Source organism: Empedobacter sp. GD03797, from assembly GCF_029842105.1.
GTDB classification, from domain to species: Bacteria; Bacteroidota; Bacteroidia; order Flavobacteriales; family Weeksellaceae; genus Empedobacter; species Empedobacter falsenii_C.
On record NZ_JAOCFS010000006.1, the window covers coordinates 1 to 12,736 of the forward strand.

Below are 12,736 nucleotides of genomic sequence, written 5' to 3' on the forward strand. Positions count from 1 at the left end.
AGAATCACGAGCTAGAGATTAAAAACTATTTTCAAACAAATACAAAAAGTTCAAAATCTTTTAATCAATCGAATGACTTTAAAATCATTAATGTTGATCCTTCAAAATCTCTCAAAGGAGATGTTGTAATTGTACAACAAAAAATAGATGGAATTCCAGTATTTAATCGTTCTGCAACTTTTTTGATTACAGGAAACAAAATTGACCATGTTACAGATGGTTTTGATTATAACATTTCTAAGATAAATGCAAAATCACAAAAAGAAATAATTAATGAAAAGAATGCTTTTTTATCTTTTGCTAATTCAATCCAATTAAAAAATGCTTCTTCATATTCTTTAGATAAAGAAAGTTCGAAAATAAATGAAAAAAGATCATTGATTCCTAATAAAGTGGATTATGTCTTATCAGAATTTATATATTTTATATCCAAAGATGAAGCAAAACTAGCTTATAAATTTGTCTTTAGAGATAAAAACTCTGGAAATGGTTGGTTGGCTATTGTGGATGCTATAACATCCGAAGTTTTATTAAAAACAATCACTACTATTAATGATCATTTCCATGAAAATGATTCTTTTCTTTCACAAAATTACAACACTCCTGATACTAAAAAAACTGTTGCTTATCCTTTAATTGATAAATCTATTAAAGTTGAAAATTTTGCTTCAGGTGCGAAGTATAATATCTTTAAGCTCCCAGTTGAAGCACCTACTTTTGGAAATAGAACAATTATTAATGATCCTATTAATGATACTTACGCACCATTAGGATGGAACAACACAAACAACCCTGATTTAGATTTTTTTAAAGAATATTCTTTTGGAAACAATACAATGGTATATTCTGATGAAAATAACTTAAATGTTCTTGCTGATTTAAATCAATTAGTATATGCTCCTGAACAAAATTTCGATTTTCAACTAGATATAACAAAAGATGTTGATACATATCGTGATGCATCACTTGCAAATCTCTTCTATATGAATAATGCAATTCATGATATTTCCTATCAATTTGGTTTTACTGAAACTGCAAGAAATTTTCAATATACCAATCTTGATAGAGGAGGTGTAGGAGATGATTATGTAATTGCTGAAGGCAGAGATGGTGGAGCATATGATAATGCTAACTTTTTACCTTTATCTGAGGGATATCCTCCTGTAATGCAAATGTATTTATGGTCACCAAAATTTTATAATGGAATAAAAGTAAATTCACCTGAATCTCTAGCTAACTTTTCCGCAAATACAAAATATCCTGTTGATGTTCCAAAATTTCCTTTAGAAGGAATTACGGGAGATTTAGTTGTAAGTATTCCAGAAAATGGCTGTACTCCTTTTAATAATAATGATGAAATAAAAAACAAAATTGTTCTAATAAAAAGAGGAGATTGTAGTTTTCAAGAAAAATATATCAATGCAGGTAATGCATCAGCAAAAGCAATTATATATTATAATGCAACAGATGAACAGCAAATTGGATCATATAATTCAGGAGTTTTAATGTCTCCAGAAGAACCTGCTTTTTACTCTGTATTAATAGATCACAAAGCTGGAGAGACATTAAAAAATGCATTAAAAACGAATGAAAATCTGAATCTAAGGATAGACAAAGATTTTACTTCTCAACCTGATGGGAGTCTTGATAATGGTATTATTGCTCATGAATATGCTCATGGGATTTCAAATCGATTAACTAGCATAGGCGAACATTGTTTATTATCTACCGAATCTAATGAACAAATGGGAGAAGGTTGGTCAGATTATATTGCTTTAATGTTAACTTTAAAGCCTACAGATAATGCTTCTATTGCAAGAGGAATGGGAACTTATGCTTTAAATGAAGATACGAATGGCCTAGGAATTCGTCCAGCTAAATATTCTCCAGATTTCAAAATTAATGATTATACTTATGGTAGAACAAATGGTATGGAAATTGCATCATTTTTATTCGGAATTTCAATTGGTACTTCTCCTGATGTACATTCTATAGGTTTTGTTTGGAATACAATGCTATGGGATTTAACTTGGAAATATGTTGAAAAATATGGATATAATTACGATGTTACAGCAGATAAAAATAGTGGAACTGCTAGAGCATTACAACTTATAATCGATGGGATGAAGTTACAAAAATGTAATCCTTCATTTGTTGATGGTAGAGACGCTATTTTAGCAGCTGACGAAAAACAAACAGGTGGAGAAAACAAATGTATGATTTGGAATGTATTTTCGAAAAGAGGGTTAGGTGTTAAAGCAGACCCAGGAGGATTAAATGGTTTATGGTATGAACAAGATAAACCTAATCCAGATCTTTATGATCAAGTTGAAGATTTTACTGTACCAAAAGAATGTGAACTTTCTACAACAGATATTAACACGACTAAAACTGTAAATATATCACCAAATCCTGCTAAAGACGAAGTGTATATTACTGCTAAGAATTTAAATGGTAATTATCAGGTAAAAATTTACAACATGACTGGTTCATTAGTAAAAGATGTTAGTTACAATCCTTCTTATCAGAAATCTATAAACGTTTCGAATTTAACAAATGGTGTTTATGTGATTAAAATTGAAGGTGAAAAAATTAATCATTCTCAAAAATTAATCATTAAAAAATAATTAATTTATATTATAAAATAAAAGGCTGTCTTACGACAGCCTTTTATTTTTTTAATCGCTTTATATTTTAAACAGTATGATATTTAAAACTTTGTTCATTTTTAATTGTTTTCACTGATGCGTAAATCAACTCGATGACATTTTTTACATCAGCTTGATGAACCATTTCAACAGTTGTGTGCATATAACGCAACGGCAACGAAATTAAAGCCGAAGGTACTCCACCATTACTATATGCAAAAGCATCTGTATCCGTTCCTGTTACACGAGAACTAGCCGCACGCTGAAAAGGAATATTATTTTTCTCAGCTGCATCAATAATTAATTCGCGTACATTATTTTGTACCGCTGGCGCATAATAAACAACTGGGCCATCACCACATTTTTGCTCCCCTTCTTTCGATTTCGTAATCATTGGAGTTGTAGTATCGTGTGTAACATCCGTAATAATTGCTACATTTGGTTTGATTGTTTGCGTAATCATTTCCGCACCACGCAATCCTACTTCTTCCTGAACCGCATTTACAACGTATAAACCAAAATCTAATTGATCTTTATTTTCTGCCAATTTACGCGCAACCTCAGCAATCATAAACCCTCCCATTCTATTGTCTATCGCACGACAAACAAAATAACGATCATTCAACGTAAAAAATTCATCTGGATAAGTAATCACACAACCAACATGAATTCCAAGTTCTAAAACTTCTTCTTTCGATGTACAACCTGTATCAATCCAAATTTTATCTGGAGTTGGCGCTTCGTCTTTTCCTGCTTGACGCAAATGAATAGCTGGCCAACCAAAAACTCCTTTTACAATTCCTTTTTTAGTATGAATATTTACGACTTTAGAAGGCGCAATCATATGATCTGATCCTCCGTTACGAATCACATAAATCAACCCATCTTCCGAAATATAATTCACAAACCACGAAATTTCATCAGCATGCGCTTCAATCACAACTTTATACTTCGCTTCAGGATTAATCACTCCATAAGCAGATCCGTAATTATCAGTTTTTACCTCATCTACATATGGTTTGATATAATCCATCCAAACTTTTTGTCCTTCACTTTCAAAACCTGTAGGTGAAGCTGTATTTAAATATTTTGTCAAAAAATCCAAAGATTGTTGATCAAACAAATTATTTGTACTCATTTTAGTTTATTTATCTAACAAATGTACTAATTTTAGGAACAATTTTTGAACTAATTCTGATATGAAATTTTATATCTATCATATAACTGTACTACTTACTTTTATTGGATTATCTAATGTTAATGCTCAAATTTTTGGGTTAGATTTAGGGGGAAAAAATCCTTCTCAAGAAATTAAAAATGATTCAATTAATTTAGATGAATTTGCGTTTAATCCTTTAGACACAATACATCTTAATGAAATGAATAGTTATTCGGTTCATTTAAAAACTGATTTAGAAAAAAAATATTATTTATGGCTAAGAAAGCGCGTTCGCGATGTTTGGCCTTATGTGAGAACTGCTGTTAGAGAATATAATTATGTATCGGATACGATTCAAACTATGGATAAAAGACGAGACAAAAAACGTTTTATTAAATCTCGTCAAAAGGATTTGGCTGATCAATTTGAAAATCAATTAAAAAATATGTCTAGTTCTCGTGGACAAATTCTTACTAAATTAATCTACAAAGAAACCGATAAAACAACATATGATATTATAAAAGAATTACGCGGCGGATTGAATGCTTTTCTTTATCAAGCAGCAAGTGGCGCATTTAATATTGATCTGAAACAAACTTATGATCCGAAGCGAACACGAGAAGATTTGTATATTGCGGTTATTCTTCAACGAGATTTTGCAGACGGAACGTTAAAACCTGTCGACGAAGATTAATTTATCTTTCATACTACCAATTATAATAATATTCTGATTTTTTATTATATTTGATTTAATAAAGGGAAAAACGTGGGAAACAATATAAAAAGAATTGGTGTATTAACCTCTGGAGGTGATGCGCCTGGAATGAATGCGGCCTTACGTGCCGTTGTAAGAGCATGTAAGTACTACGATATCAAATCAGTAGGAATCCGTCAAGGTTACGAAGGTTTGATTAACAATGATATGATTGAACTTGGACCTCGTTCGGTAAAAAACATTATCAATCAAGGTGGTACAATTCTTAAAACAGCTCGTTCATTAGAATTCAAAACTGCAGAAGGTCGTCAAAAAGCATACGATCATCTAAAACAAAATAATATCGATGCTTTAGTTGTAATTGGTGGAGATGGTTCTTTTACAGGAGCAAATATCTTTCATCAAGAGTTTGGTGTTCCATTTATTGGAATTCCAGGAACAATTGACAATGATATTTTTGGAACAGATTTTACAATTGGATATGATACAGCTTTGAATACTGTCATTGATGCAATTGATAAATTAAGAGATACAGCAACTTCACATGATCGTGTGTTTTTTGTAGAAGTTATGGGACGTGATGCAGGTTTTATTGCTTTAAATAGTGGAATTGCTTCAGGTGCGCAAGATATTTTGATTCCAGAACAGCGTGATAGCGTCGAAGAATTATGTTCTTCTTTGGAACGTTCAGAAAAATCTGGAAAAAAATCAAGCATCGTTGTAGTTGCTGAAGGTGAAAAATTAGGTGGAGTTTTTGAATTAGCAAAACAAGTTCAAAATCGTCATCCAGAATATGATATTCGTGTAACAGTTTTAGGACACATTCAGCGTGGTGGTTCTCCATCTTGTCACGATCGCGTTTTAGCAAGTCGTTTAGGAATTGCTGCTGTAGAAGGTTTGTTGGAAGGTAAAACTAATCTTATGGCTGGAATTCGTTCTAACAAAATTGTTTTTACAGCGATTGATGAAGCCATCAAAAAACACAATGAGATTGACGAAGAGTTAATCAAAGTAGCTAATATTTTAGCGATATAAACATTTAATATAAAGGGAAATTATATATACTATGTCAAAAATTAAAATTGGAATCAACGGATTCGGAAGAATTGGTAGCCTTGTTTTCGGGGTTGCTATTGAGAGAAACGATATTGAAATCGTAGGTATTAACGATTTAGTAGACGTTGATTATTTAGCTTATATGCTAAAGTATGATTCAGTTCATGGAAAATTTAACGGAGAAGTTAAAGTAGAAAACGGAAACTTAATTGTTAATGGACAAACCATTCGCGTTACAGCAGAAAGAGACCCAGCAAACTTGAAATGGGACGAAGTTGGAGCTGATATCGTAATCGAAGCAACAGGTTTATTCTTAACAAAAGAAACTGCAGGAAAACACATCGAAGCTGGAGCGAAAAAAGTTGTTTTAACAGGTCCTTCTAAAGATGATACTCCAATGTTTGTAATGGGTGTTAACCACGAATCTGTAACAGCAGAAGATACAATCGTTTCTAACGCTTCATGTACAACAAACTGTTTAGCGCCATTAGCGAAAGTAATTCACGAAAATTTCGGAATTGTAGAAGCTTTAATGACAACAGTTCACGCAACTACTGCAACTCAAAAAACAGTTGACGGACCATCAATGAAAGACTGGAGAGGTGGACGTAGCGCAATGGTAAACATCATTCCATCATCTACAGGTGCTGCAAAAGCAGTTGGAAAAGTAATTCCAGAATTGAACGGAAAATTAACAGGAATGTCTTTCCGTGTACCAACAGTTGACGTTTCTGTAGTTGATTTAACAGTTAAATTAGCAAAAGAAACAAACTACGACGAAATCAAAAAAGTAATGCGTGAAGCTGCTGAAGGAGATTTAAAAGGAATTGTAGGATACACAGAAGATGCTGTTGTATCTCAAGATTTCGTAGGTGATACAAGAACATCTATTTTCGATGCAGAAGCTGGTATCATGTTAAATCCTACTTTCGTTAAGTTAGTTGCTTGGTATGACAACGAAATTGGTTACTCAAACAAAGTAGTTGATTTAGTTCAACACATCGCAAAGATTTAATCCTAGATTAAAAAAATAGTTTATTTTAGAAAGTCTTCTCAAATTGAGAAGACTTTTTTACAATAAATTAATATTGTGGACTAATATTTGATTTTAATTTTTTAAACTACTTACATGAAAAAAGAATTACAAACTTTAGGTCCAAAAAAATCAACCATAGATAAAATTTTATCCTTCTCTAAATCTTTATCAAATGTTAAAATACAAAAAATGAGTTCTAAGAATACAATTCATCTAAATTAATTCTATACAACTCTTATTTATAGCTTTATTAAATCAACAATAAAGCGAATACATTATTATACATAATAGCAAAAATTAACAATTATTTATTTTTTTAAGAAATTTTTAAAAAAAATTATGAATAATTATGTTAAAAAACTTGTAAGAATTTTTTGTTTACCTATATTTGAATAAACAAAAAAATACAGCCTATAGATTTAATTCTACTTTAAAAATTAACAATTGCTACTATGAACTATGAAGACGACTCTTTATTAATCCAAGATTATTTGAGAGGTAATGAAAATGCTTTAGAAACATTGATAGAGAAATACAAAGGAAGAATCTATAGTTTTATATACTCTAAAGTCTTAGATAAAGACGTCACTGAAGATATATTTCAGGACACTTTTATCAAAGTAATCCTTACATTAAAAGGTGGACGATATAACGAAGAAGGTAAATTTTTGCCTTGGGTTATGCGTATTGCTCACAATTTAACTATTGACTATTTTCGATCAAACAAAAGAATGCCTACGGTTAGCGAAACTGTTGGTTACAATGAAGAATATAATATTTTTGACTTTATTGGTATCAGTGATGAATGTTCTGAAACTAAAATCATTAAATCACAAATTGAAAATGATTTAAGAAATTTAGTCACTCAGTTACCAGAAGATCAAAGAGAGGTATTAGAACTTAGAATATTTAAAGAATTAAGTTTTAAGGAAATTGCAGAAGAAACTGATGTTAGTATAAATACAGCATTAGGAAGAATGCGATATGCGATTATCAATCTTAGAAAAGTAATTGAAAATAATAACATTATTTTAACAGTTGATTAAAAAATAAACTTATCTTATTAGCGTTTTAAGTAAAATAAGTTTTTATGATTGAATTTTATTCTGAAAATCAAGAACCACAACAATTTACTATAATCAAAATATTATCTTTTTCAAAGTCAATTAAGTTTGTTAAATCAACGATATTACATGAGGATTATATCATTAATTTAAATTAATTTATCTTTAATAAAGATTAGAAAAGCCTAAAATGTTATACATTTTAGGCTTTTTATATATCTATAATTTGAAACAAAAAAAGACTACTTATAAAAGTAGTCTTTAATATTTATAGGAATTTTATTCTTCTTATTTCGCAACAAATGTTGACGCAATATTCAGTTCATCCATTTGTGTTTGATCAATTGGAGCTGGCGCATCAATCATGACATCACGACCTGAATTATTTTTAGGGAATGCAATGTAATCACGAATTGTTTCTGAACCATCTAAAATTGATACAAAACGGTCAAAACCAAATGCTAAACCTCCGTGAGGTGGCGCTCCGTATTTGAAAGCGTTCATTAAGAAACCAAATTGCGCTTCTGCTTGTTCTGGCGTAAATCCTAATAATTCGAACATTCTTGCTTGAACTTCTTTATCGAAAATACGAATAGAACCTCCACCGATTTCATTACCATTTAAAACTAAATCGTAAGCATTTGCACGAACTTCACCTGGATTAGTTGCAATTAATTCCATATCCTCTGGTTTTGGAGAAGTAAATGGATGGTGCATTGCGTGATATCTTTCAGATTCTTCGTCCCATTCTAATAATGGAAAATCGATAACCCATAATGGAGCAAAAACTTCTGGATTACGTAATCCTAAACGCTCTGCAATTTCCATACGTAAAGCCGATAATTGCGCACGAACTTTGTTTGTATTACCTGACATTACCAACATCAAATCACCTGGTTTTGCGTTCATACGCTCAGCCCAAGCTGCTAGATCTTCTTGTGAATAAAATTTATCTACAGAAGATTTAAATGTTCCGTCTTCGTTGTAACGTGCCCAAACAAGTCCAGTTGCCCCAATTTGTGGACGTTGAACCCATTCAATTAATTTATCAATTTCCTTACGTGTGTAAGCATTACAACCTTCGGCAGCAATACCAACAATTAATTCTTGTTCATCAAATATTTTGAAATCTTTTCCTTTCGCTAAGTCTGTAATTTCACCGAACTCCATTCCAAAACGGATATCTGGTTTATCATTTCCATAACGACGCATTGCTTCTGCAAATGTCATTCTTGGAAATTGATCAAATTCTAAACCTTTAAAAGTATGTAATAAATGTTTTGCTAAACCTTCGAAAACATTCATGATATCTTCTTGTTCAACAAATGACATTTCACAGTCAATTTGTGTAAACTCTGGTTGACGGTCTGCACGTAAATCTTCGTCACGGAAACATTTTACAATTTGAAAATAGCGGTCTAGACCCCCTACCATTAATAATTGTTTGAATGTTTGTGGTGATTGTGGTAATGCATAAAATTCACCTGGATTCATACGAGAAGGAACCACAAAATCACGTGCACCTTCTGGTGTAGATTTGATTAAAACTGGAGTTTCAACTTCTACAAATTCTTGTGCATCTAAATATTTACGAACTTCCTGCGCAACTTTAGAGCGGAAGATTAATTTTTCTTTTACTGGATTACGACGAATATCTAAATAACGATATTTCATACGGATATCTTCTCCACCATCTGTATTATCTTCGATTGTAAATGGAGGCAATGCAGATTCATTTAAAATTGTAATGTTTTCTGCTAAGATTTCGATATCTCCTGTTGGAATGTTTGGATTTTTTGAAGCTCTTTCGATTACAGTTCCTGTAACTTGAATTACGAACTCACGTCCTAAATGACGAGCAGTTTCAAATAATTCTTTCGAAGAACGTTCTTCATCTAAGATGATTTGTGTGATTCCGTAGCGATCACGTAAATCGATCCACATCATAAAACCTTTGTCACGTAGCGTTGATACCCAACCGCTTAACGTTACTTTTTCATTAATGTTGGCTTGTGTTAATTCACCACAAGTATGAGTTCTAAACATTTGTCGTCAAATTTATAAGACAAAGGTAGAGTTTTGAGGTGAAATAAAGAAGTTATATAACTTATTTGATGAAATAATTTTAAGAAAAAAGCGATTCAAAATTGAATCGCTTTTCATATAATTTTAAAATGAATAACCTTCTTTTAAGGCAAAACCAACTAAATTCACAAAAAACTTAGAGTTTTTATCTTTTCCATTGACCATTGGACTATTTAAGGGATTATTTGTTTCCTCAACCTTATAAGTAGAACCATTATTCAAAGTAAAGATTCCGTTCTTCCATTTTCCTATTTCAATTCCTTCAGAATTCAACAATTCATAAGACTTCTCATTTATAAATGTTGTAAATGTAATTTTCCCAACTTTTTTACTTTCTTTTAATACTGAACCCGAAGAATCTATTGATAATTTACTATTATCAAAAAGAGATTTTACTTCACTTAAATTTATTTCAATTTTTTCTTTTTCATTTGAAACCTCTTCTGCTCTATTTCGCTTATTTGTAGCGACTAATGTTTTTAATAGATCTTTATCTATTCCGTTTTCATTAAAGATTTTATATTCACCTTTTGAGAAAGTTTCAACAATAATTTTTTCTGGGCTAATAGAATTCCCAACTCCTTCAGTTACCACATCATTTACATCATTTGTTGACAAATCTGTTATAGTAAACCAATAAGATTTTGATCCATCAGGCATAAATTCAAAATTCCATTTGATTGTTGCTACTGGAACATTATCAATATTTGCTATTGTATAAACTTTCTTTTTTCCGTCAATTGTTGCAACCTCTTTTTTATTAATTGAGATTTTTCCTTTTTTTATATCTACATCTCAAAAGAATATATTGAACAAACAATAAATAAACTAAGCAGTATTTTTTTCATAAGAATAATTTTTTTCAAATATAAATTATCCTAAAAATAAAATCCGATTATAATTACTTACAATCGGATAATTTTATTATTTATTCTAAGTTTAAATATTTCTCAACTTACTATGTTTATAACCATAAGTGAAATAAATTGTTAAGCCAATTGCGATCCAAATCAAGAAAATCATCCAGTTTTTCAATCCTAATTGTGCCATCATATAAAAACAACACAACATTCCTGCTAACGGAATAATAGATGTTCTTTTGAAAAATGTTCTAACTACCATAAAAACATAAATCATTAAGAATAGAATCATTGGGATTTTGTGTTTGAAAACATCCCAACCTTTTTCCATCTTCTTATCTTCGTAAACTGGTAATTTGCTCAAAGTAGATTTGTATTGTTCTGGTGATAGTTGAGCCAAATAATCATCCAAAAATTCAATTTCAGATCCTGTTAATTCATTAATTGTTGTATAAGAATCTTTTAGCTCTTTTGGTGTTAACGAACTTACAAAATGTTCAACTGGCATAGGTTGCGGTTTATTCGTAAAGAAATCAATCGAATCATCTTTAAACGTTGTTGCGCATAAAAATACAATCACCGCAGTTACAATTGGCATAATGTATTTTGCATTGATAAAAGGCGTTTTAAAATTTCCTCTTTTCGCATTAGGATCGGCATCCATACGAAGTACAGCCACACAAACTAACACAAAAGCAAACAAAGTTCCGATAGAACAAGCGTCAACAACCAATTCTAAATCTGTAAATAAAATAGGAATACCTACTACAAATCCAGTAAAAATAGTTGCAAAAGAAGGCGTTTTAAATTTTGGGTGAATAGTAGAAAATTTCTTAGGCAATAAACCATCACGAGACATTGTCATCCAAATACGAGGTTGTCCAATTTGAAAAACAATAAATACACTCGCCATCGCTACTACAGCCGAAAAAGCAATAATTCCTGCCAACCATTTTAAATCTTGAATTTTATCAAAAACATACGCCAAAGGATCTCCAACATTCAATTCAGAATAATGAACCATTCCTGTAATTACCAACGCAATCAGCACATATAAAACAGTACAAATAATAATAGACGTAAAAATTCCACGAGGCAAATCTCGCTTCGGATCTTTACATTCTTCCGCAGTTGTACTAATCGCATCAAACCCAATATAAGCGTAAAAAACAGATGAAACTCCAGCCAAAACACCTCCTACTCCATTCGGTGCAAAAGGATTCCAATTATCTGGATTCACATAAAAAGCACCAACCACAATTACCAAAAGTACCACAGCTAATTTTAACACAACCATTGCATTACTTGCTTTTCTCGATTCATTAATTCCGCGATAAACCAAAGCTGTAATCAAAAAAGTAATGATTAATGCAGGAATATCCACCACTAAATTAAATCCTAAATATGGTGCATCTTTAAAAGCTAAATATTTTGGGATTTCTTGTGCATAAGGCGAATTCGCAATTCCTTCTAATGTTTTACCTTTCGCTAACTCATTCGAAACAAACTCAAAACCTTCTCTCGCCGTAAAATAATCCATTGTCATCCATTCTGGCAGATGTAATCCCATTCCGGAGAGCAAGGTGGTAAAATAATCACTCCACGAAATCGCGAGCACAATATTCCCTATCGCATATTCCATAATCAATGCCCAACCAATTACCCAAGCAAATAATTCTCCAAATGCAACATAGCTATAGGTATACGCACTACCCGAAACAGGCACTAACGAAGCAAATTCTGCATAAGCAAAAGCTGTAAAACCACAGGCAATTGCTGTAAATATAAATAGGAAGATAACTGCTGGACCACCTTCAAAACTTGCTCGACCAATGGTACTAAAAATACCAGCTCCAACAATTGCGGCGATTCCAAAACCTGTTAAATCTCGAACACCTAACGTTCTTTTCATTGTAGAAGTGTTCTTTGCAGACTCTGCTAAAATGGATTCGACAGATTTTTTTCTGAATAATTGTGACATAATTTATTTAAAAAACGGGCAAATATAAAAAAGACAATCCCAAAAACGGATAGAATCCGTATAAATATTGGTTTTTTATTCAAATTTTCTTTTTTATTTTACTTGGTTAGATTAATTTTAAATTTAATTCAA

At 31.4% G+C, this 12,736-nt stretch carries 9 protein-coding genes; 5 read left to right on the forward strand and 4 right to left on the reverse strand.

All coding sequences use genetic code 11. The features are described from left to right. Window positions 1-2,627 (forward strand): M36 family metallopeptidase (locus N5D90_RS06280; RefSeq protein WP_280061938.1); only part of this gene is annotated, 2,627 nt, incomplete at its 5' end. A 67-nt stretch (window positions 2,628-2,694) separates the two neighbouring features. Here the strand turns inward: N5D90_RS06280 and N5D90_RS06285 are convergent. Continuing rightward, window positions 2,695-3,786, reverse strand: coding sequence for a M42 family metallopeptidase (locus N5D90_RS06285; protein ID WP_038336353.1), 1,092 nt, complete (start codon window positions 3,784-3,786; stop codon window positions 2,695-2,697). A 61-nt stretch (window positions 3,787-3,847) separates the two neighbouring features. Here N5D90_RS06285 and N5D90_RS06290 point away from each other — a divergent pair, with 61 nt between their 5' ends. The 4 genes from N5D90_RS06290 to N5D90_RS06305 all read left to right on the forward strand — a co-directional run bounded on the left by N5D90_RS06290 (window position 3,848) and on the right by N5D90_RS06305 (window position 7,660). Beyond that, a complete protein-coding gene (locus tag N5D90_RS06290; RefSeq protein ID WP_115000016.1) occupies window positions 3,848-4,501 on the forward strand; it encodes a DUF4294 domain-containing protein in 654 nt (217 codons plus the stop codon). 72 nt (window positions 4,502-4,573) lie between these two features. Next, window positions 4,574-5,557 carry a 6-phosphofructokinase gene (gene pfkA, locus N5D90_RS06295; RefSeq protein ID WP_260392431.1) on the forward strand — a complete coding sequence of 328 codons (984 nt, stop codon included), beginning with the start codon at window positions 4,574-4,576 and terminating at the stop codon, window positions 5,555-5,557. 31 nt (window positions 5,558-5,588) lie between these two features. Continuing rightward, a complete protein-coding gene (gene gap, locus N5D90_RS06300) occupies window positions 5,589-6,593 on the forward strand; it encodes a type I glyceraldehyde-3-phosphate dehydrogenase (protein WP_038336349.1) in 1,005 nt (334 codons plus the stop codon). 473 nt (window positions 6,594-7,066) lie between these two features. Then, window positions 7,067-7,660: an RNA polymerase sigma factor gene (locus tag N5D90_RS06305; RefSeq protein ID WP_038336347.1), complete on the forward strand. Its 594-nt coding sequence runs from the start codon at window positions 7,067-7,069 to the stop codon at window positions 7,658-7,660. Between the two features lie 306 nt (window positions 7,661-7,966). On the opposite strand, the gene aspS is transcribed toward N5D90_RS06305, so the two are convergent. The 3 genes from aspS to N5D90_RS06320 all read right to left on the reverse strand — a co-directional run bounded on the left by aspS (window position 7,967) and on the right by N5D90_RS06320 (window position 12,604). Further along, complete coding sequence (aspS, locus tag N5D90_RS06310; RefSeq protein ID WP_280061939.1) at window positions 7,967-9,724, reverse strand: aspartate--tRNA ligase; 1,758 nt, start codon at window positions 9,722-9,724, stop codon at window positions 7,967-7,969. Window positions 9,725-9,847: 123 nt separating this feature from the next. Beyond that, the gene (locus N5D90_RS06315) at window positions 9,848-10,423 is read right to left on the reverse strand and encodes a hypothetical protein (RefSeq protein WP_280061940.1); all 576 of its coding nucleotides are present in this window, start codon (window positions 10,421-10,423) and stop codon (window positions 9,848-9,850) included. A gap of 279 nt (window positions 10,424-10,702) precedes the next feature. Continuing rightward, window positions 10,703-12,604 (reverse strand): amino acid permease, encoded by a 1,902-nt coding sequence (locus N5D90_RS06320; protein WP_280061941.1) that lies wholly within the window; start codon window positions 12,602-12,604, stop codon window positions 10,703-10,705. Between the last annotated feature and the right edge of the window lie 132 nt (window positions 12,605-12,736).

What these genes read in the sequence shown, in the direction of transcription:
- aspS (WP_280061939.1), bottom strand. Translation starts at nt 9,724, where the DNA reads ATGTTTAGAACTCATACTTGTGGTGAATTAACACAAGCCAACATTAAT.
- N5D90_RS06285 (WP_038336353.1), bottom strand. Translation starts at nt 3,786, where the DNA reads ATGAGTACAAATAATTTGTTTGATCAACAATCTTTGGATTTTTTGACA.
- N5D90_RS06315 (WP_280061940.1), bottom strand. Translation starts at nt 10,423, where the DNA reads ATGCCTGATGGATCAAAATCTTATTGGTTTACTATAACAGATTTGTCA.
- N5D90_RS06290 (WP_115000016.1), top strand. Translation starts at nt 3,848, where the DNA reads ATGAAATTTTATATCTATCATATAACTGTACTACTTACTTTTATTGGA.
- N5D90_RS06320 (WP_280061941.1), bottom strand. Translation starts at nt 12,604, where the DNA reads ATGTCACAATTATTCAGAAAAAAATCTGTCGAATCCATTTTAGCAGAG.
- N5D90_RS06305 (WP_038336347.1), top strand. Translation starts at nt 7,067, where the DNA reads ATGAACTATGAAGACGACTCTTTATTAATCCAAGATTATTTGAGAGGT.
- gap (WP_038336349.1), top strand. Translation starts at nt 5,589, where the DNA reads ATGTCAAAAATTAAAATTGGAATCAACGGATTCGGAAGAATTGGTAGC.